Genomic DNA, 20478 nt, shown 5'->3' on the forward strand with positions numbered 1-20478 from the left:
GGGCGGCGGACGGGCCGCTGCCCAACCGACGCACGGCTCAGCGGCGGTCAGGCAGGGCCGCGGAGAGCGCCTCGCCGAGCGGTGCGGCCAGCTCCAGGGACCGGGTGCGGCTCAGGTGGTTGGTGTCGGTCCAGACGAGCACCCCGTCGTCGACCGCCGGGCACCACCCCTCCGGGCAGAGCCGGTCGCCCAGGTCGACCGCGAGCACCTGCGGTGCGTCGGCGAGCGCCCGGTCGACCGGGCCCGACACCGCTGCCAGGGCCTGCGCGGCGGTGCGGCCGCAGCGGTCGACCTGTCTGGGGTGCTCGGCGACGCACTCGGGCACGTCGACGTCGAAGCGCGGGGTCGGCCGGATCGTCGCCAGTGCGGACCCGCCGGCGCCGAGCCCGTCCCAGGCGCGCACCATCCCCGCCGCCATGGGCTCGGTCACCTGCGCCGAGGGCACCACCGCGTCCTCGATCCACAGCCGCGGGATCGGCACCTGCGCGGTGACGACGAGGTCCGGCGGGTCCTCGGTGACGGCGGCGGTCACCTCCTGCAGCCACTCGCGGCAGATCCACTTCGGCCGCTCCCCGGTCATGGGTATGACGTCGGCCGCCGGGCAGCCGGTGTGCGCCATGAGCTCCACCCGCCAGCCGCGCTCGGCGCCGGCCGCGGCCAGCGCCGGCATCCACATGGCCGCGTGCGAGTCCCCGACGAGCACGACCCGGGTGGTGCTGTCGACGTCCCCGTCGACGCAGACGGTCGCGCGCCCGGCGCCCGGGAGCGTGTCGCAGCCGTCGTAGAACGGGGTGTAGGCATCGTGCCGGGCCTCGGCCGGGCTCGGCTCCACCGCTGCCGCGGGGGAGAGCGGACCACCGGGCCCGAGCACCGGGACCGACGCCACCACCGCCGCGGCGCAGACGAGGCAGGCGACGGCATACCCCACGACCCACCGGGAGAGGCGGCGGGCGGTGGCCCGCACCGAGCCACGCGGGAGCCGCCCGCGGAAGGGCTGCTCGACGAAGCGGTAGGACAGCCAGGCGACGGGGAAGGACAGGCCCACCACGAGGAGCCCGACCGGCCAGCCGAGCTCGCCGCCCTCGGTGAGGCCCGCCGCCGCGACGAGCAACGGCCAGTGCCAGAGGTAGAGCGAGTAGGACCAGTCGCCCACCCGCTGCGCCGGGCTCCAGGCCAGCACCCCGCGGGTGCCGCCGGTGACGAAGGGCCCGCCGAGCAGGACCGCCACGGTCCCCAGCGTGGGCAGCAGCGCGGCGGTCCCGGGGAAGGCGGTCGCCTCGTCGAGCAGGAAGGCCGAGGCGAGCACCGCGGCCAGGCCGCCCCAGACCAGGACCAGCGCCACCGTGCGTCCGGTCGCTCGGGCCGCCCACCACGGCCACAGCGACGCGAGGACCGCCCCGAGCGCGAGCTCCCAGACCCGCGTCGTGGTGACGAAGTAGGCGCCGCCGGGGTCCGCCTCCGACAGCCACGCCGACCAGCCGAGCGAGAGTGCGCCGAGGAGGCCGGCCAGCAGCGCGACCCGCCCGGCCGCTCGCAGCCGGGGCACGGGCACCAGCGCGACGAGCGCCAGCAGGACCGGCCAGACGAAGTAGAACTGCTCCTCCACCGCCAGCGACCAGAAGTGCTGCAGCGGCGAGGGTGGGGAGTCCGCCGCGAGGTAGTCGACGGAGCGCTGCGCCAGCCGCCAGTTGACGAGGTAGACCGCGCTCGCTGCCACGTCCCCGGCGATCTCCCGCCAGCGGGTGACCGGGAGCAGCGCGACGGTGATCAGCGCCACACCGAGCACCGTCACCCCGGCGGCGGGCAGCAGCCGCCGGGCCCGGCGCAGGTAGAACCGTGGCAGGTCCAGCCGGCCCTGCTCCTGCACCTCGGTGAGCAGGATCTGGGTCATGAGGAAGCCGGACACCACGAGGAAGACGTCGACCCCGACATACCCTCCGGTCAGCCCGGGGACCCCCGCGTGCCAGAGCAGCACCAGGACGACCGCCACCGCCCGGAGCGTCTGGATGTCTGCGCGCATGGGGAAGGTGCCCCGCCTCTCCTCGGTCAGCGCGCATCCTACGGGCAGCCACTACGCTGCACGAATGGGTGAGCGAGAGGGCCGTGGCGTGGGTCGGCTGGGCCGGGTCCGCGAGCTGTTCGGCCGCTCTCGGGCGGGTCAGGACGAGCCGCGGGTGCGCGCGCTGCCGGACCCGGGGGAGAGCAGCGTCGAGGAGCTCCCCCTCACGCCGGAGTCGCGCCGCATCGACGAGGCGGAGCGGGCGCGGATCGACGCCGGCGTCGCCGCGGTGGAGGCCGAGGGGGTGGACGTCGACGACCTCACCTCCGTCGGGGCCGGTCTCGACCGCGCGCTCGCGGCCTGGGTGCAGCGGCGCGACGGGGGCCACGACCAGATCGTCGAGCGGTATGCCATGGCCGTGGGCGAGCACCTGCACCGCCGGACCGACCTGGCCTGGGAGGTGGTGACCGACGTCTTCGGCACCGACCTGGCCGTCTGCGCGGGCGACTTCGTGGTCGTGCCGGCCAACCTCGTGGCGGTGCGCTGGATGCGGCGGGAGAGCGGCTGGGTGCCGAAGGTGGTCGGGCACATCGTCGAGGTGCGCAGCCGCTGAGCCCGGTCGACCAGGTCCCCTGGCGGACCCTCAGCCCTCGTCGTCGGGCGGGGGCACCGGGGCGCGGGGCGCCGGGTCCTTGGGGCGGCCCGCCAGCTTCTGGACCCGCCGCATGACCCAGGAGGTCGCGACCTCGCGACCGGTCGCGACATACTCGACCGCGGCGTCGTGGAAGATCGTGGAGCGGATGACCGCCAGGTCCACCTCGCGGCCGAGGAGGAGCAGGGTGTCGCCCTCCTTGAGGGTCTGGTCCATGCCCGGGGTGAAGATCCGGCGGCCGGCGCGGACGAGCACCGCGGGGTAGACGGCGAGCCGGACGTCGCGCTCGTCCGGGTCGCGGACGAGGTCCCCGAGGGTGAGCTCGTGCTCGGTGAGCCAGCGGACGACCGCCGGTGCGCCCGTGAAGTCGAGGTCGAGCCGGGTGGAGATCGGCGTCTCGTCGCCGACGACCGCGACGATCTCGTCCATCACCCGACGGTCCCACTCGTCGTCCTCGTGCAGCACGTGGTCGATGAAGCTCCAGTAGTTCGGGGAGGTGATCCGGGCGACCGCCTCGCGCGCCAGCAGCTCGGTGGGGATGAAGACCGAGTCGGCGTCGAAGGCCTGCAACGGGGCGGCGTTGGTCGCGGAGTTCTGCCGGACGGCGATGAAGAGCTGGTCGTTCTCGATCCGCGCGTGCGCCGCGTTGGCCATGTTGACGATGTCGGACTCGGCACCGGCGATGAAGCCGACCGCGTCGGAGACGTCCGGGCGCCCGTCGGCGGGGTCGAGCAGGATGACGTCCAGCCCCGCGCTCTCGAGGTCCCGGGTGACCTCGAAGCCGAAGGTGCCGTCGGCGCACACGACCCACTGCCCCTCGGTCAGGTGGTGCAGCCGGTGCGGCAGGACCGAGCCGCGCTTGCTCATCAGCCAGGAGGCCAGCCGGAAGCCGGCGGGGCGGCGCAGCGCCATGACGAGGTAGGCGCCGTAGCGGTCGAAGGGGTTGATGATGACGTCGGCGGCGAAGTCGTGCATCTGCTGGGCGTGCTCGCGGTCGCTGCAGCGGGCGATGACCATGAGCTCTGGCCGGAGCAGGTTGACCGACATGACGACCGACAGGTTGGTCTCGTCGCTGTCGGTGAGCGCGAGCACCGCCTCGCAGTGGTCGTGCCCCAGCCCGGCGAGGCCGAGCATGCGCGGGTCCCGCCCGCTGGCGGCGAAACCGGGGTGGTCGCTGGAGTAGCCGTCGAGCGCGAGCTGCTGGACCCGCTCGGGGTCCTCGTCGAGGATGACGAAGTCACGGCCCTGGTCCTCCAGCGCCCGGCAGACCGCCTCGCCGGCCTGGCCGTAGCCGACGACGAGGACGAAGGGGTTCTGGATGCTCCGCACCTTGCGGCCGAAGCGCTGCAGCCGGATGGCCTGCCGGAAGGTCTGCTCCTGCGACAGCGAGAGCAGGGCGCCGATGCTGTAGGACCAGGCGACGACTGCCGCGTAGATCGTCAGCGTCACCCAGAGCCGCTGGGCGTAGCTGAACTCGTGCGGCACCTCGCCGTAGCCGATGGTGAGGCCCGTGTAGCTGATGACGTAGAAGCTGTCGAAGACGGTCAGCCGGTCCGGGTTCTCCTCCGTCCCCGGCATGGTGCTCAGCCCGAAGGTCATGATCGCGAAGACGCTGACGAGCACGACCAGCGGCGCCCGCATCCGCCGCAGCACCATGAAGACGGCGTCGGTGGTCGGCAGCTCGGCCGGCACGTCGACGCGGTAGCGGCGCAGCGAGTCCGGACGCGGGCGCGCGGGCTTGCCGCGACCGAGGAGCTGCAGGAGGTTGGCCATGGGCGCCGGGTGTGCCGGTCAGCGGCGGCGGTAGGAGACGGTCTCGACGACGAGCAGGATGATCGAGACGACGTTGGCCAGGAAGGCACCGGCCGCGATGGAGACCACGCTGCTCATGTGCTGGCCGGTGAGGCCGCCGGGGTCGACGTGCCGGGCCCATATCCAGACGAGGGCGGCGACGATGAGCTGGATGCTCGCCACCAGCGAGGTGGCCAGGTGGACGGCACCGATCTGCGTGCGGTCGCCGAACTTCAGGATGGTCGCGATGATGTTGACCACGACCGCGGCGTACAGCTCGTAGACGTTGTGGAGCTTGGGGTTGTCGATGTCGCCGAGGACGTAGCCGAAGTTCAAGGTGGCGGCGAGCAGCACGAAGAAACCGAACACGACTTTCTCGAGATTCACACCCACGACGATAACGCCGCAGGTCTGTCGGCGCTGCTTTCTAGGATGTGCGGTATGGATCTGGAGGAGGCGGGCCGGCTGGCCCGGAGGTTGATGGGGGAGCACGGGCTGCGCGGGTGGAGCTTCGGTCTGGACCGGGCGAAGGTCCGGGCGGGGGCGTGCCACTGGCAGGACCGGCGCATCACGTTGAGCAGGCACGTCACCGCGGCGCACGAGCCGGCGCAGGTGCGGGAGACGCTGCTGCACGAGATCGCGCACGCCCTGGTGGGGCCCGGCCACGGGCACGACGCGGTGTGGCGGGCCCGGGCGCGGGCGATCGGCTCGAGCGGTGAGCGGTGTTACGCCGCGCCGGACGGGCCGGCCGTCGCCGGCCGGTGGCAGGGGCGGTGCGCGGCCGGGCACGTCGTGCACCGGCACCGGCGCCCCACGAGGGTGCTCGTGTGCACCCGCTGCCGGGGTATGCCCCCGCTCCAGCGGGTCATCTCGTGGACCCACGACGGGCGAGCGGTCGACCACGCGGAGCTGGGTCCGGTGGTGCGGCAGACGCTGCGCTCGCTCGAAGCGTTGACGTTACGTCAGGTGCACGTCACCCGGGGCGACGAATTGGTCTACTCCGTGACCAAAGCGTGACCTGAAAGGGTGTCGCAGGGGGCGCGTGTGGGTTAGGTTCCGAGCAGTTGTGCGTGTGATGAGCCCCTGCCCTGAGGTGGCCACGTGAGCACGGACGGAGCAGAAAGGGAGCCAATGGTGGCGACGACGAGGTGGCGACGTGCCACGGTGCCGGCCGTGACGGCGGCCGCAGCGCTGACCCTCACCGGGTGCCTGCAGAACCCCGAGGCCGCGACCGGCGGTGGGTTCGGCGGCGTAGGGGCCGAGCCGGAGGAGGGCGACGGGGTCGTCAGCATCCTGGGTGCCTTCGGTGGTGACGAGGAGGAGCAGTTCAACGCCTCCCTGGCCGAGTTCGAGGAGGAGTCCGGGATCGACGTCCAGTACGTCTCCGACCAGGACTTCACCAACACCATCCAGGTCCGTGCCGACGCCGGCGACCTGCCCGACATCGGGCTCTTCCCGCAGCCCGGTGGCGTGCTGAGCCTCGCCGAGCGAGGCCTCCTGGTGCCGATCGACTCCATGCTGGACTACGACGAGATCGAGTCCACCCTGGTCAACGGCTTCCTCGACTCGGCGCGCTACGACGGCCGGGTCTACGCCGCGCCGATGCGCATGGCCGTGAAGTCGATCGTCTGGTACCCCAAGCAGGCCTTCGAGGAGAACGGCTGGGACGCCGAGCCCGCGACCCTCGAGGAGCTCGACGAGCTCGCCGCCCAGATCAAGGAGGACACGGACACGCCGCCCTGGTGCATCGGCTGGCAGTCCGACCAGGCCACCGGCTGGGTCGGCACCGACTGGGTGGAGGAGTACATGCTCCGGCTGCACGGGCCGGACGTCTACGACGACTGGATCTACCACCGCATGCCGTTCAACGACGAGCGGGTCGTCGAGGCGGTGCAGGCCTACGGCGAGCTGGCCACGGACGACGACGTGCTCGGTGGGTCGCGCGGCATCCTCAACACCCCCTTCGCCGACGCGATGACCCCGGCCTTCAACGAGGACCCCGGCTGCTACCTCATGCGGCAGGGCAACTTCGCCACCGGCTTCTTCCCCGAGGACGTGCAGGAGAACCTCGACGAGGAGGTGGGCATCTTCACCTTCCCGCCCGCGGCGGACGGCTACGACGGCCAGCCCATCCTGGGTGGCGGTGACCTCGCCGCGGCCTTCTCCTACGACACCGACACGGCGGCCGTGATGGAGTTCCTGGCCTCCGACCAGTTCGGCGGTCCCTGGGCGCAGGCGGGCGGCTGGCTGAGCCCGCACACCTCCTTCGACGCCTCGCTCTACCCCGACGACACCACCCGCCAGATCGCCGAGATGGGCTACACCTCCGACGTCTTCCGCTACGACGGCTCCGACGTCATGCCGCGCGAGGTCGGCTCCGGCTCGTTCTGGACCGGCATGGTCGACTTCCAGAGCGGTTCGGCCTCCGCCCAGGAGATGGCGGACGAGATCGAGAACGGCTGGCCGCAGTCCGACGAGCCGATGGACGAGGAGGGCGAGGACCAGTGAGCACCACCTCGTCGACCCCTCCCGTCGGGGAGGAGGTGCCCGAGGCTCCGGACACCGGCGGGGTGCCGGAGGCGGTCGGCCCCTCGGACGCCGGGCTGCAGCCGGTCAAGCTGCTCATCGGTGTCGTCGGGATCGCCGTCACCATCTGGCTGATGCTCAACCTGTTCCTCGCCTTCGCCTACTACCCCCAGTGGTTCTTCGACAGCAAGATCCTCATGGGTGTGCTGGGCCTGGTGGTCGGGGTCGGTGGCGCGGCCGTCCTCTTCTGGTTCCTCAACATGGCGATCGAGGCGTTGCCCCGGCGGCTGGAGCACGGCGTGATGCCGTACGCCTTCCTGCTGCCCGGCTTCTCCCTCATCGGGCTGATGCTGCTCTTCCCGACGCTGCAGACGATCCACTACAGCTTCGCCAACCGCACGTCGACCGCCTACGTCGACCCCATCTGGGCCAACTTCGCCAGCCTGTTCCGGAGCAGCGACTTCTGGTCGGCGATGTTCAACAACCTGCTGTGGATCGCGATCGTGCCCGCCATCACCGTGGCGCTCGGCGTCGTGGTCGCGGTGCTCGCCGACAAGCTCTCGGCAGGGAGCGAGAAGTGGTCCAAGAGCTTCATCTTCATGCCGATGGCGATCAGCTTCGTCGCGGCCTCGGCGATCTGGCTCACCACGGTCTACGGCTACAACCCGCCCGGCTCGCCGCAGACCGCGGCGCTCAACGCGATCTGGGTCAACTGGTTCGGCGGAGAGCCGCAGAGCTGGCTCGACATCGACACCGCCCGGCTCAACAGCCTGCTGCTCATGGTCATCCTCATCTGGCTGCAGACCGGCTTCGCGATGGTGCTGCTGAGCTCGGCGATCAAGGGCGTGCCGGAGGACACCATCGAGGCCGCCCGGATCGACGGCGCCTCGGAGTGGCAGATCTTCTGGCAGGTCGTCATCCCGCAGATCTGGGGCACGATCGTCACCGTCTTCATCACCGTGCTCATCCTGGTGATGAAGGTCTTCGACATCGTCTACGTGCTCACCAACGGGCGCAACGAGACCGACGTCATCGCCAACATGTTCTTCCGGGAGATGTTCACCAACCGTGACGCCGGCCGCGCGACCGCCCTCATCGTCGTGCTGCTCGTCGCGATCATTCCGATCCTGATCTACCAGGTCAGGGACTTCCGCAAGCAGGAGGCCATGCGATGAGCGCCGGACGACTCAAGGACGGGCGCCAGCGCAGCCCGTTCTCGATGGTGACCATGCTGGTGCTGGCGATCCTGTGGACGCTGCCCACGCTCGGTCTGCTCGTCACCAGCTTCCGCAGCCGGGACGACGCGCAGAGCAGCGGCTGGTGGTCGGCGATCATCAACCCGTTCGGGACCTCCTGGACGCTGGACAACTACGTCCAGGTCTTCCAGCAGGCCGACATGGGCAACGCCTTCCTCAACGGGATCGTCGTCGCCGTCCCGGCGACGATCATCCCGATCATGTTCGCCGCCTTCGCGGCCTACGCGTTCACCTTCCTGCAGTTCCGCTTCAAGGAGACGCTGTTCATCATCATCGTCGCGGTGATGGTGGTGCCGATCCACGTGGCTTTCCAGCCGTTGCTCAACCTGTTCGGCCCCAACGGCATCGGCATCGCGGGACAGTACCTCGCGGTCTGGCTGCTGCACACCGGCTTCGGTATGCCGTTGTGCATCTACGTGCTGCGCAACTACATGTCCTCGCTGCCGTTCAGCGTGGTCGAGTCGGCGCGGATCGACGGGTGCTCCAACTTCCAGATCTTCTGGAAGCTCGTCGCCCCGATGGCCATGCCGGCGATGGCGGCCTTCGCCACCCTGCAGTTCCTCTGGGTGTGGAACGACCTGCTCATCGCCAAGCTCTTCCTCTCCAACGACAACACCACGGTGATCGTCAAGCTGCAGCAGCTGCTGGGCACCCAGGGTCAGGGCGCCGAGCTCCTGACCGCGGGCGCCTTCATCTCGATGGTGCTGCCGATGATCGTCTTCTTCCTGCTCCAGAACTTCCTGGTGCGCGGGATGACGAGCGGCGCCGTCAAGGGCTGACCGGATGCACGACGAGGGCGGGGGTGGCGCACGGCACCCCCGCCCTCGTCGTGTGGTGGGATGAGTCCGTGACACAGGAACTCCCCTGGCCCGTGGCACTCCCGGCAGGTGCCCGCTCCCGGCTCGAGGCGATCCTCGCGCCGCTGCCCGAGCACCGCCGGACGACCTTCGCGTTGCGCGTCGCCCGCCGGCTCGACGAGCTCGTGGCCGGCCTGGCGCCCTACCCCGACCCGCCCGCGCTCGCCGCGCGCGCCCTCGAGCTGGCGGCGAGGGCATACCTCGAGCGGGAGGACGACCTGCACCTGCTCGACGAGCGGCGCTCGCTCGAGCCCGACTGGTTTCAGCGCCCGGACCTGGTCGGCTACGCCGGGTATGCCGAGCGCCTCACCCCGGAGGGGACGCTGTCCGCGCTGGGAGGGCTGGCCGACCACCTGCGCGACCTCGGCGTCGGCTACCTGCACCTCATGCCGCTGCTGCAGCCCCGCCCGGCGCCCAACGACGGCGGCTACGCGGTCGCCGACTACCGCGCGATCCGCTCCGACCTGGGCACGATGGCCGACCTGCGCCAGCTGACGACCGAGCTGCGGTCGCGGGGGATCAGCCTGTGCCTCGACCTCGTGCTCAACCACGTCGCCGCCGAGCACGAGTGGGCCCGCGCCGCCCGCGCGGGGGACGAGCGCTACCGGCGCTACTTCCACGTCTACCCCGACCGCGAGGTCCCGGACGCCTACGAGCGCACCCTGCCCGAGGTCTTCCCCGACTTCGCGCCCGGCAACTTCACCTTCGACGAGGAGCTGGACGGGTGGGTGTGGACCACCTTCAACAGCTACCAGTGGGACCTCGCGTGGGACAACCCCGACGTCTTCGCCGAGGTGGCCGAGGTCATCCTCTTCCTCGCCAACCATGGCGTGGAGATCCTGCGCCTGGACGCGATCGCCTTCATCTGGAAGCGGATGGGGACCTCCTGCCAGAACGAGCCGGAGGTGCACCAGCTGACCCAGGCGCTGCGATCGCTCGCGCGGATCGCCACCCCGGCGCTCATCTTCAAGGCCGAGGCGATCGTCGGGCCCAACGAGGTCGTTCACTACCTCGGCCAGGGGCGGCACCACGGCAAGGTGTCCGACCTCGCCTACCACAACAGCCTCATGGTGCAGATCTGGTCGATGCTGGCGAGCGCGGACGCGCGGCTGGCCACGCACGCGCTCGGCCGTTTCCCGGTCGTCCCGGCCAGCACGGCCTGGATCACCTACCTGCGATGCCACGACGACATCGGGTGGGCGATCGACGACGACGACGCGCGCTCGGTCATGGCCGACGGGCACGGCCACCGGACGTTCCTGTCGGACTACTACTCCGGCGACTTCGAGGGGTCGTGGTCGGACGGGCTGGTCTTCCAGCACAACCCCGCGACCGGGGACAAGCGCATCTCCGGCGCCGCCGCGAGCCTCGCCGGGCTGGAGCAGGCGCTGGCCCGCCAGCAGGAGGCGGTCGGGCAGGAGGCGATCGAGGAGGCCCAGGTGGCGGTCGACCACGCGGTGGCCCGGCTGCTGCTCGGCTACGCCATCGTCTACGGCTTCGGCGGCCTGCCGGTCATCTGGTCCGGCGACGAGATCGCGACCCTCAACGACGCGGACTGGGCGACGGTCACCGAGCACGCCGACGACAACCGCTGGGTGCACCGGCCGCGGCTCGACCCGGCCCGGCTCGCCGCGGCGCACGCCGACCCGGAGTCCCCCGAGGGCCGGGTCCTCGCCGGTCTGCGCCACCTGGCCACCGCCCGCGCCGCGCTGCCGCACCTGCACGCCAGCGTCGGGGCCACCGTCGTCGCGGCGCCGGACCCGGCGGTCTTCGTCGTCCTGCGCCGGCACCCGGTCGGGCCGATGGTCGGGCTCTACAACCTCACTGCCGAGGGTCGCAGCGTGCCGGGCTGGTGGCTGCGCGAGCAGGGTCTGCCGGTGGAGGCCTCGATCGACGCGCTCAACGGCTACCCGCCGAGCCTGCAGCCCGACGGCTCGCTCTACCTCTCTACCTACCAGCCGGTCTGGCTCGTCCGCCCCTGACCACCGACGCACCGGCGGCGGGTGCGCCGGTCGTCCCTGGGCCGGGCGCATACTGTGACGCCATGCGACTGAGCGACCTCGCCGCGACCCTGGGTGCCGACGACCGGGCGGGCCGTGGCGTCCCCGACGACCGCGACTCCGACGGCCACGGCGACCGTGCCGCTGACGGCCCCAGCGACCGCGACCTCGGCGACATCGAGGTGACCGGCGTCAGCCACCAGGCCGACTGGATCCACCCCGGCGACGCCTTCGTCGCGGTGCGCGGCGCCCGCTTCGACGGGCACACCTTCATCGCCGACGCCGTCGCGCGCGGCGCGGTCGCCGTCATCGGTGAGGGTCTGCCCGAGGGCGCCACCTGCCCGGTGCCCTACCTGCGCGTCGACGCGGTGCGACCGGCGCTGGCCGATGCCGCCACCGCGATCGCCGGTCGCCCCAGCGACGCGCTGAGCGTCATCGGCGTGACCGGGACCGACGGCAAGACGACGACCTCCTGCCTGGCGCTGCACCTGCTGCGCGCGTGCGGCCGGCCGACCGGGCTGCTGTCCACGATCGGCTACGAGCTGCCCGACGGCGTGCTGCGCCAGCCGCCCTCGCACTTCACCACGCCCGAGGCGCCACAGGTCCAGCAGATCCTGCGCGACATGGTGCAGGCCGGGGCGAGCGACGCGGTCGTCGAGTCCTCCAGCCACGCCCTCGCGCTCGACCGGGTGCGCGGGGTCGACTACGACGTCGCCGTGTGGACCAACCTCACCGGCGAGCACCTCGACTTCCACGGCTCGATGGAGCAGTACTTCGCGGACAAGGCGCGGCTGGTGCAGCGCGCGCGGCACGGCGTGCTCAACGTCGACGACACCCCGTGGTTCGACCAGCTCGTGCCGCTCGCGACCGCAGACGGGGGCACGGTGAGCACCTACTCCGCCGAGGGTCACGACGCCGACTGGCGGGCGACCGACGTCGAGGAGGGCCCGGACGCGATCACCTTCACGGTGCACGCGCCGCAGGGCAGCGCGGCGGCGCGGCTGCCGATGATCGGGCGCTTCAACGTCGCCAACGCGCTCGCCGCGATGGCCGGGGTCGCGGCGACGGGGGTCGGGCTCGAGGAGCTGGTCGCGGGGCTGGCGAGCTTCGGCGGGTCGCGGGGCGGATGGAGATGGTCGAGCGCCGCGACGGCGAGCCGCGCGTCATCGTCGACTTCGCACATACCCCACCGAGCCTGGAGAAGGCGCTGGCGACGGTGCGGGTGACGACGCGGGGAGCGCTCTGGGTCGTGCTCGGATCGGCAGGCGGGCCACGGGACCCCTCCAAGCGGGCACCGTTGGGGCGGGTCGCCACCGGGCACGCCGACCGCGTCGTCTTCACCGAGGAGGACCACCGCACCACGCCGCTGCAGGACATCCTGGACGAGATGGAGCGCGGCGCGCGCGAGGCCGGGCGGGACAACTTCGTCTCGATCGGTGACCGCACCGACGCGATCCGGTATGCCGTGCGCGAGGCCGGCGCCGACGACACCGTCGTGCTCGCGGGCAAGGGACCGGAGGAGACGATGGAGCGTGGCACCGAGCTGGTGCCGTGGGAGGAGATCGAAGAGGCCCGCCGCGCGCTCGCGGCGCGGCGTCGCGAGCGGGACTGAGGGGTTGTGCCGAGCAGAGCGTCCCGTGGCAGTCGTGAAGGGTGACGACTCTTACGGGACCGTGACCTGCTCCACCTCCGGCCGCCGCAGCGCGCGCACCACGAGCACGAGACCGGCGACGACCAGCGGGATGGTCAGCCACTGGCCCATGTTGAGACCGGTGGCGGCGGCGAACTCGGAGAGCTGGGCGTCCGGCTCGCGGAAGAACTCCACGACGAAGCGCGCCAGGCCGATGCCGATCGCGAAGACCCCGGCGAGCAGGCCGGGCCGCCACCGGGCGCGGGTCCGCCAGAAGAGCCAGAAGAGCACGACGATGAGCAGCGCGCCCTCGAGCGCCGCCTCGTAGAGCTGGCTGGGATGCCGTGGCTCCTCGCCGGCGCCCGGGAAGACCATGGCCCAGGGCACGTCGCTGGGGCGACCCCAGAGCTCGCCGTTGACGAAGTTCGCGATGCGGCCCAGCATCATGCCGATCGGCACGTTGACCGCGATGTAGTCGGTGACCCGCAGCGGCGGCAGCTTCTGCCGCCAGCAGAACCACGCCATCGCCACGAGCACACCGATGAGACCGCCGTGGAAGCTCATGCCGCCGTTCCAGGGCATGAGGATCTCCCACGAGGTCCACAGCGAGGGGTTGTAGAAGGTCGCGTAGCCGAGGCGTCCGCCGATGATGATGCCGAAGATCACACCGATCATGAGGTCGTCGACCTGACGCGGCGTGATCGGGCTGCCCGGGGCCTTGGACATGCGGTTGAAGTGCCAGTAGCCGAGCAGGATGCCGACGACATACGCGAGCGCGTAGTAGCGCACCGTGAAGAAGCCCAGGTCGATGCCCTGGGTCAGCCCGAGGTCCTCCCACCGCAGCGGCGAGTCCTCGCCGGCCGAGCTCGCGGAGAGGTGGGAGAGGTGGGTCAGGAGCGGCACCCGCCGACCCTAGCGGGCGCGGCTGGACGCGCTCCCCCCGACCGGCCGGGCGGGTCAGGGGCGGTCGCCGAAGGCGGCCAGCACCTCCTCGCGCGGCACGTCGGCGACCGAGGCGTGCTGCCAGCGGGGCTGCCGGTCCTTGTCGACGAGCTGGGCACGGACGCCCTCGGCGAAGTCGGGGTGGGTCGCGAAGACCGGCCCGAGCCGCCGATCCTGCTCGAGCACCTCCTCGACGCTCATCGTCGCGGCCCGGCGCAGGGCCTCCAGGGCCACGGCCACCGAGTGCGGCGACCGCGCGGCGATCTGCTCTGCCGCCTCCTGCGCCTCCGGCTCGGGCCGCTCGCGCAGCCGGCCGAGGATCGCGGCGGCGTCCTCACCGGCGTAGCAGGGGTCGATCCAGCCGCGCTGCTGCTCCAACCAGGAGGTGGGGTCCGGACGGGAGGGGTGTCCGGTCGGGGAGTCCGGGCTGCTGTCGTGGCTGGCGTCGACGGCCGCGGCGAGCGCCTGGGCGTCGAGCGTGGGGTCCTCGCGCAGCGCGGCGAGCAGGTCCGCCTTCGCCGCGGACGGCACGAGGGCGTCGGCCATCCCCAGGAGCACGGCGTCGGCCCCACCGACGGGCGCACCGGTCAGCGCGACGTGCGTCCCGGTCTCTCCGGGCGCGCGGGAGAGCGGGTGCAGCCCGGCCACGTCGGGGAAGAAGCCGATGATCGTCTCCGGCATGGCCAGCTGGGTCCGCTCCGTCACGAGCCGGACCGAGCCGTGCGCCGAGACGCCGACCCCGCCGCCCATGACGATGCCGTCCATCCAGGCGACGTAGGGCTTGGGGTAGGACGCGACAAGGGCGTCGACGGCATACTCCGCCTCCCAGTAGTCGACCGCCTCCTGCTCACGACCGCCCAGGACCGCCTCGCGCAGCGCGCGCACGTCGCCACCGGCGCACAGCCCGCGCTCGCCGGCGCCGTCGATCACGGCAGCGGCCACCTGCTCGTCCTGCGCCCAGTCCCGCAGCTGCTGCAGCAGCGAGTCGATGCTGGCCCGGTCGAGCGCGTTGATCGCGCGCGGCCGGTTGAGCCGGACCCGGCCGAGCGGCCCGTCGAGGGCATACAGGACCTCCTCGCCGTGACCGCGAGCCGGCTGCCAGGACAGGGAGACGTCGTCGTCGCGCATGCGCCGAGGCTCTCACGGCGCACGTAGACTCCCCGGCTATGGGTAAGGCATCACGCAAGAAGCGCCAGTCCGGTCAGAGCGCCCCGAAGGCGCGTCCCGCACCCTTCGTCGCGCGCCCCTTCGACGGGCTCGCGGGCGAGAGCGAGTGGGTGGCCATGCGCGAGATCCTGCCCGCCGCCTCCGCCGAGGTCACGCTGAGCGTGCCCGAGGGCACCACCGTCGCCGGGACCGAGGTGAAGGCCGGGGACCACCCGGTCACGCTGGTGACCGTGCTGCCGGCGGCGATGCCCGCGATCCACCGCGACTCCGGCGAGGTTCTGGTGGCGCTGCAGTCCCGGACCTCCAGCGGCGACGCCTCCCGCGACATCGTCGCCTCGGCGCTCACCGCGCTCGCCAGCGAGCCCGGCACCTCGGTCAACTCGGTGCGCCCCGCGACGGCCGACACCCCCCGGCTCCAGGACGTGCTGCCCGAGGGGCAGGAGCTGGACGTGCAGGTCCACGACGACTTCGGCTTCTGGCTCGGCGAGGACGCGACCGAGGAGATGACCGCCGCCCTGGAGCAGATGAACGAGACCGCCGTCCCCATGACGCGGGTCGAGGGCGCCCCGACGGCCTACTGGTGCCACATGTCCGGCCGCTCCTACATCCGCTGGGTCCTGGGCCAGGACGAGGACACCGCGCTGCAGGCGCTCGCCCGGCTGCAGGCGGCGGGCGAGCACACGCTCGGTGAGGGCACCGACCTCATCGGCGCCTTCCGGGCCTGCGGCGTGCTCGTCCCGGTGCTCGAGGTGCCCGCGGACAGCGCCGCGGAGGACCACGCGGAGGCGCTCGCCGCGCTGCAGAGCAGGTATGACGCGGCGCTGACGCAGGACGAGCCGCTCACCGACGCAGAGCGCCGGGCCCGCAGCGCGCTGGTCTCCCGGCAGGTCACCCTGCGCTGACGCGGGTCGAGGGCGAGGACGGGAGACGGGATGAGCAGCGTGGCGGGGCCCCTGGAGGGCGTGCTGCAGCGACAGGTCGTCGCCGTGGTCCCGGCCAAGGACGAGGAGGCGCGCGTCGGGGCGACGATCGCCGGGCTGCGGCAGCTCCCCGCGGTCGGCGCGATCGTCGTCGTGGACGACGGGTCCGTGGACCAGACGGCGCACGTCGCGGAGTGGGCCGGCGGCGTCGAGGTGGTCCGGCACCAGCGCAACCGGGGCAAGGCGGCGGCGCTCACCACCGGGGCGGCGCGGGCGCACGAGCTCATGCCCGGCGCCCCGCTGCTCTTCGTCGACGCCGACCTCGAGGGGTCGGCGGCCGGCCTCGGACCGATCGTCACGCCGGTGATCGTCGGGCAGGCCGACATGACGATCGCCGTGCTGCCGCCCCAGCAGGGGGCGGCAGGGCTGGGGCTGGTCGTCCGCACCGCCGCCGCGGGCATCGCCCGGCTCACCGGCTGGGAGCCTTCGCAACCTCTGTCCGGCCAGCGGTGCATCACCCGCGAGGCACTCATCGATGCCACGCCGCTCGCCCGCGGCTGGGGAGTCGAGGTCGGTCTCACGGTCGACGTCGTCCGGGCGGGAGGCCGGGTGCTGGAGGTGCCCTGCGAGGTGCGGCACCGCGCCACGGGCCGCGACATGGCCTCGCAGATGCACCGGGCCCGCCAGCTCGCCGACGTCTCGCTCGCGCTGGCCGAGCGCTCCGGCGTGCCGGACAAGGTGCGCGACGGCGGGCTCGAGGGCAGCCGCATCGTGCGGGAGCAGGGGTCGCGCCTCGCTCAGACGGCACGCGAGAAGGGTGTCCCGGCGGCCAGGCGGGCGGCCGAGCAGGTCAGCGACCAGGTGCAGCGGCACGGTCGTCCGCTGCTGGACCGGGCTCGTGCGGAGTGGCGCCGCCGCCAGCCACCTCAGGGCTGAGCGCGAGGACCACCGCGCCCGCGGGCAGGAGCACGGCGAGGCAGAGGGCGACCGCCGCGATCCCGGAGTCGTTGAGCACCCAGGCCACGGTCATACCCACCACCGCTGCGGCGGCGACCGGGGCCACCCCGGCGTGCGTCCACAACGGGAGGGACCAGGCCGGTCGGTGCACCAGCAGGACCGCCAGCCCGACCAGCGCGAGGACCGCGAGCCAGGACAGCGGATAGCTGACCAGGATGCCGACGCTCTGCTCCAGCTTGCGGGTGACGATGCCCCAGGCCTGGCCGTCGAGGACGGCCTGCACGAAGGCGCCGAGGTGCGTGCGGCGCTCCGGCCCGCGCAGCCAGTCCAGGACCATCGCCAGCGCCGCCAGCACGGCGGCCCCACCGGCTACCAGCAGGAGCGAGCGCGGGGTCCACCGGACCCCGAGGGCGGCCAGGAGCACCAGCCCGGTGACGACCGCGGTGGCCGGCACGCTGCCGAAGTCGGCGCCCGCCTGGGGAGCCGCACCGAGCACGAGAGCGCCAGCGCCCAGCAGGGCGACTGGGAGCGCCGCCGCACGCCGCGGCAGCCAGGTCAGCAGCGCGGCCATGAGGACCAGCGTGCTCCCCAGGAGGATGCCGTAGCCGACGTTGCCCTGCCCGTAGAACCGGCCCGCCGTCACCGGTTGCAGCCCCAGGACACCGACGAGCCCGAGGCGGGACGACCACAGCGTGTCGATCCCCAGGACGACGAGGGTGAGGGTGGCGACCACGGCGGGTGGAGCCAGCGGGGATCTCTGGGCGCCCGGCACACCTCGGGCGAGCAGCGCCAGGAGGCTGGCGGCGCCGAGGATGAGGGCGACGAGCGTGGGCCACGGCTGCTCGGCCCGCCACCACGGGGCGAGACCGGCCAGGAAGGTGGCTGGCGACAGGGCCATGAGCACCAGGGCGCTGCCGGTGAGCAGGCCGGGCGCGTGGTCGGGTCCCCACCGCCGGACGGCCGCGCCGAGGGCCACGAGCGGGAGCAGGATCAGGGCCAGGACGCCGAGGGTCCAGGGCGCGAGCCGCTGGGCGTCGCTGACGGCGTCGGCGAGGTCCGCAGCAGCGGTGGCGGGCGCATCGTGATGCCGCTGAGTCTCGGCCACCGGCGCGCCGGGGAGGGCGTCGGTGCCGGGCTCGAGGCCGGCCAGCTGCAGCAGGGTCGGCGTGAGGTCGACGAGCTGCACGAGGCCGGCCTGACGGGTGGAGCCCGAGGTGAGCAGGGACGGGGTGGCTCCGTCGGAGGTGGGCGCGATGATCAGTGCCTGGGCACGCGCGTCCGACGTCGTCTGGCCCATGCCGCTGACCACGAGGATGCCGTCTCGCCGCTCGACCTGGTCGACGAGATCGGCCAGCGCGGCGTCGAGGTCGGCCAGCACCTCCGACCGGTCGCTCTCGTAGACCGCCGTGGCCGCGACGAGCTGGATCCGGCAGTCGGGGTCGAGCGCGGGGCGGGCGAGCAGTCCGGCGGTGTCGGTGTCCAGCACCGGTGGACCTCCGGGCCCGGGCTCTGCGGTGAGGCCGTGCGTGGTGACGCACGTGCCCGCCGCGCGCGCCGGCGCGGTCAGCGCGGAGAGATCCGGCTCGCGGGCCCCCGCGCCGTCCCACACCGGTGTGGCGTCGACCCCGCAGCCGAGCGCCTCGCGGTCGGTGCGGCTGCCGACCCCCACGGTGAGCCAGGCGTCGGCGGTACACGTGACCTCGTCCGGGCCGCGGAGCACCAGCGCGGCCGACCCGCCCTGCTCCGCGAGCCGGTGCAGCGTCGGCGTGGAGTCGCCGACGAGGTCCCAGGTCAGTCCCGGTATGCCCACGAGCAGCACCGGTCCGCCGCTCGCCTCCGGCAGCGGACGGGTCCCGGGCGCCTGGGCCGGGGCGACCCCCGCCACCACGGCCAGCGCCGCCAGGCACCAGGAGCCGAGCACGGTGAGGACGGGGGTCCACCCCAGGGCTCGCCGTCCCATGCCTCACCTCCGGATGCATGGTCGCACGACGGCCTGCACGAGCGATGACCTGCGCGGACGCACGCGTGTGCCTCCTGTGGTGCGTCCCCGTGCGTCCCACGCGTGCTCGGGGGCACGCCTGTGACGCACGCTGCTGCACAGGCGTGCTCGAGGTGCGGGTCGGGTGACCAGAGTGCTCGGTATGCCCGGCGTCGCGGAGGTGGGGGAGCGCATACCCTGAGCGCGTGGACCTCGAGCTGCTCGCCTGGATCGCCGGTGGGGTCGCCGTGCTCGCCCTGCTGGTCGCGGCGATCGCCTGGCGGCGGCTGCGCGTGGTGGACCGCCGGCTGACCCAGCTGGTGGAGGCCGGGGCGCCGACCACGCCGGAGCGGGAGCGGATCGAGGCGCTCGAGGCCGAGCTCACGACGCTGCGCGGCGACCTCGCGCAGGCGCTGCGACACGTGGCCGTGGTCCGCTACGACGCCTTCGGCGACATGGGCGGGCGGATGAGCTTCTCCGCCGCCGTCGTCGACGACACCGGCGACGGCATGGTCATCAGCTCGATCCATGCTCGTGGCGAGAGCCGGACCTACGCCAAGGGCATCGTCGGCGGCGACTCCGAGATCGTGCTGACCCCGGAGGAGCGCCAGGCGCTCGACGCCGCCCGCACCGGCCGGGACGACTGACGCGTCGGACCGGAAGGGTGTTCGGTCGGGGGATCGACCGGACACCAGGGTGTCGGGCCGGGGCGAGGGGCGGACCGAAGGGGTGTTCGGTCGGGGGAAAGGCGAAGGGGGGTCAGGAGGGGCGGTGGAGCACGGCCCGGGAGGAGCTCGGCAGGTGCACGAGCAGGCTGCCCGGGTCGATCTGGACCCGGACCGCCAGGGCCGAGCCCAGCGGGTCCCCGTCGATCTCCAGCTCGACCGGCGTGTCCGAGACGATCCGGACCTCCTTGCCCTGGAAGTGGTCCACGCGCTTGTGGCCGATCTTGCGCCGGGTGCTGAGCTGGGCGATCGTCGCGGCCCAGCCCACGATGCCCTCGGGGGACAGGAGCACCGCGTCGATGGTCCCGTCGTCGGCGATGGCGTCCGGCAGCAGCTCCATCCCGCCCTGCAGCTTGCCGACGTTGCCCACCATGACCGAGCGCACGCGGCGGTGCGTGGGGTCGGCGCCGTCGAGCCGCAGGTCGATGGTGAACTGCGGGCCCTTGAGGTGCCGCAGTCCCGCCACGAGGTAGGCCATCCAGCCCACCCGCGCCTTGAGCTTCTCCGGCACCGAGGCCATCACCTCGGCGTCGAAGCCCAGCCCGGCCATGACCAGGAAGCGGTGCTCCTCGCGCACGTCCTCGTCGTCGCGCTGGTCCACGGCGTCGTCGAAGTCGACGTTGCGCGCGGGGTCGTCCTCGTCCTCCAGCCGGTCGGCGAGCTGGGCCGAGGTGGGCCGGATGAGCTCGAGCCGGCAGGTGTCGATGGGGGTGCTCGTGCCGGTGAGGGCCGCCTCGAGCGCCTCCTCCACGGAGTCGACGGGCAGGTCGAGGTTGCGCGCCAGCAGGTTGCCGGTGCCACCGGGCAGCAGGCCCATCGCCGTCCCCGTCCCGGCGAGCCCGGACCCGACGGTGCGCACCGTGCCGTCGCCCCCGAGCGGGCACACGAGGTCGACGCCGGCCTCCAGCGCCTCCTGCGTCTGCCCCACCCCGGGATCCTCGGCCGTGGTCTCCAGCCACAGCGGCTCGTCCCATCCCAGTCGCTCGCAGACCCGCGTCACCCGGCCGCGGACGGCCTCGACGTCCCCGAACTTCGTCGGGTTCACGATGACCGCGGCGCGGCGCGAAGAAACCATGGG

General features: G+C 72.8%; 18 protein-coding genes. 11 read left to right on the top strand and 7 right to left on the bottom strand.

The window, feature by feature from the left end:
* Positions 1 to 37 precede the first annotated feature (37 nt).
* Complete coding sequence (locus FU792_RS00850; protein WP_022923306.1) at positions 38 to 2020, bottom strand: acyltransferase family protein; 1983 nt, start codon at positions 2018 to 2020, stop codon at positions 38 to 40.
* Between the two features lie 64 nt (positions 2021 to 2084).
* Here FU792_RS00850 and FU792_RS00855 point away from each other — a divergent pair, with 64 nt between their 5' ends.
* Entirely contained in the window at positions 2085 to 2612 is a 528-nt protein-coding gene (locus FU792_RS00855; RefSeq protein WP_161600172.1) for a DUF3806 domain-containing protein, read from the top strand.
* Positions 2613 to 2642: 30 nt separating this feature from the next.
* Here the strand turns inward: FU792_RS00855 and FU792_RS00860 are convergent, their stop codons facing one another.
* Together FU792_RS00860 and FU792_RS00865 are read right to left on the bottom strand one after the other, a co-directional pair.
* On the bottom strand, positions 2643 to 4424 hold the full coding sequence (locus FU792_RS00860; RefSeq protein ID WP_022923304.1) for a potassium channel protein: 1782 nt from the start codon (positions 4422 to 4424) through the stop codon (positions 2643 to 2645).
* An 18-nt stretch (positions 4425 to 4442) separates the two neighbouring features.
* Positions 4443 to 4829, bottom strand: coding sequence for a DUF6394 family protein (locus FU792_RS00865; RefSeq protein WP_022923303.1), 387 nt, complete (start codon positions 4827 to 4829; stop codon positions 4443 to 4445).
* Positions 4830 to 4883: 54 nt separating this feature from the next.
* Here FU792_RS00865 and FU792_RS00870 point away from each other — a divergent pair, with 54 nt between their 5' ends.
* The 7 genes from FU792_RS00870 (at position 4884) to FU792_RS17555 (ending at position 12693) form a co-directional block, all read left to right on the top strand.
* The gene (locus FU792_RS00870; protein WP_022923302.1) at positions 4884 to 5459 is read left to right on the top strand and encodes a SprT-like domain-containing protein; all 576 of its coding nucleotides are present in this window, start codon (positions 4884 to 4886) and stop codon (positions 5457 to 5459) included.
* Positions 5460 to 5615: 156 nt separating this feature from the next.
* Positions 5616 to 6950 carry an ABC transporter substrate-binding protein gene (locus FU792_RS00875; RefSeq protein WP_337587836.1) on the top strand — a complete coding sequence of 445 codons (1335 nt, stop codon included), beginning with the start codon at positions 5616 to 5618 and terminating at the stop codon, positions 6948 to 6950.
* Entirely contained in the window at positions 6947 to 8143 is a 1197-nt protein-coding gene (locus FU792_RS00880; protein ID WP_022923300.1) for an ABC transporter permease subunit, read from the top strand. The genes FU792_RS00875 and FU792_RS00880 overlap by 4 nt, the downstream gene beginning before the upstream one ends.
* On the top strand, positions 8140 to 9003 hold the full coding sequence (locus FU792_RS00885) for a carbohydrate ABC transporter permease (RefSeq protein ID WP_022923299.1): 864 nt from the start codon (positions 8140 to 8142) through the stop codon (positions 9001 to 9003). The genes FU792_RS00880 and FU792_RS00885 overlap by 4 nt, the downstream gene beginning before the upstream one ends.
* Before the next feature lie 68 nt (positions 9004 to 9071).
* Positions 9072 to 11063 carry an alpha-amylase family protein gene (locus FU792_RS00890; RefSeq protein ID WP_237739956.1) on the top strand — a complete coding sequence of 664 codons (1992 nt, stop codon included), beginning with the start codon at positions 9072 to 9074 and terminating at the stop codon, positions 11061 to 11063.
* A gap of 62 nt (positions 11064 to 11125) precedes the next feature.
* Positions 11126 to 12307, top strand: coding sequence for a Mur ligase family protein (locus FU792_RS00895; protein WP_238706018.1), 1182 nt, complete (start codon positions 11126 to 11128; stop codon positions 12305 to 12307).
* Positions 12214 to 12693 carry a glutamate ligase domain-containing protein gene (locus FU792_RS17555; protein ID WP_238706019.1) on the top strand — a complete coding sequence of 160 codons (480 nt, stop codon included), beginning with the start codon at positions 12214 to 12216 and terminating at the stop codon, positions 12691 to 12693. Before FU792_RS00895 ends, FU792_RS17555 begins: the two co-directional genes overlap by 94 nt.
* Before the next feature lie 51 nt (positions 12694 to 12744).
* Here FU792_RS17555 and lgt read toward each other — a convergent pair whose 3' ends face one another.
* On the bottom strand, positions 12745 to 13614 hold the full coding sequence (lgt, locus tag FU792_RS00900; RefSeq protein ID WP_022923296.1) for a prolipoprotein diacylglyceryl transferase: 870 nt from the start codon (positions 13612 to 13614) through the stop codon (positions 12745 to 12747).
* A gap of 54 nt (positions 13615 to 13668) precedes the next feature.
* Entirely contained in the window at positions 13669 to 14781 is a 1113-nt protein-coding gene (locus FU792_RS00905) for a 3-hydroxyisobutyryl-CoA hydrolase (protein WP_022923295.1), read from the bottom strand.
* 38 nt (positions 14782 to 14819) lie between these two features.
* On the opposite strand from FU792_RS00905, the gene FU792_RS00910 reads away from it, so the two are divergent.
* Both FU792_RS00910 and FU792_RS00915 read left to right on the top strand, forming a co-directional pair.
* A complete protein-coding gene (locus FU792_RS00910) occupies positions 14820 to 15722 on the top strand; it encodes a DUF5926 family protein (protein WP_022923294.1) in 903 nt (300 codons plus the stop codon).
* 30 nt (positions 15723 to 15752) lie between these two features.
* Positions 15753 to 16676, top strand: coding sequence for a glycosyltransferase family 2 protein (locus tag FU792_RS00915; RefSeq protein WP_022923293.1), 924 nt, complete (start codon positions 15753 to 15755; stop codon positions 16674 to 16676).
* Here FU792_RS00915 and FU792_RS00920 read toward each other — a convergent pair.
* Positions 16591 to 18657 (bottom strand): hypothetical protein, encoded by a 2067-nt coding sequence (locus FU792_RS00920; RefSeq protein ID WP_022923292.1) that lies wholly within the window; start codon positions 18655 to 18657, stop codon positions 16591 to 16593. The two genes, FU792_RS00915 and FU792_RS00920, sit on opposite strands and share 86 nt — an antisense overlap.
* A gap of 224 nt (positions 18658 to 18881) precedes the next feature.
* On the opposite strand from FU792_RS00920, the gene FU792_RS00925 reads away from it, so the two are divergent.
* A complete protein-coding gene (locus FU792_RS00925; protein ID WP_022923291.1) occupies positions 18882 to 19322 on the top strand; it encodes a DUF4446 family protein in 441 nt (146 codons plus the stop codon).
* A 112-nt stretch (positions 19323 to 19434) separates the two neighbouring features.
* Here the strand turns inward: FU792_RS00925 and FU792_RS00930 are convergent, their stop codons facing one another.
* Positions 19435 to 20475: a diacylglycerol/lipid kinase family protein gene (locus FU792_RS00930; RefSeq protein WP_033418363.1), complete on the bottom strand. Its 1041-nt coding sequence runs from the start codon at positions 20473 to 20475 to the stop codon at positions 19435 to 19437.
* Between the last annotated feature and the right edge of the window lie 3 nt (positions 20476 to 20478).

The sequence above is a fragment of the Serinicoccus marinus DSM 15273 genome (assembly GCF_008386315.1).
Classification (GTDB): Bacteria; Actinomycetota; Actinomycetes; order Actinomycetales; family Dermatophilaceae; genus Ornithinicoccus; species Ornithinicoccus marinus.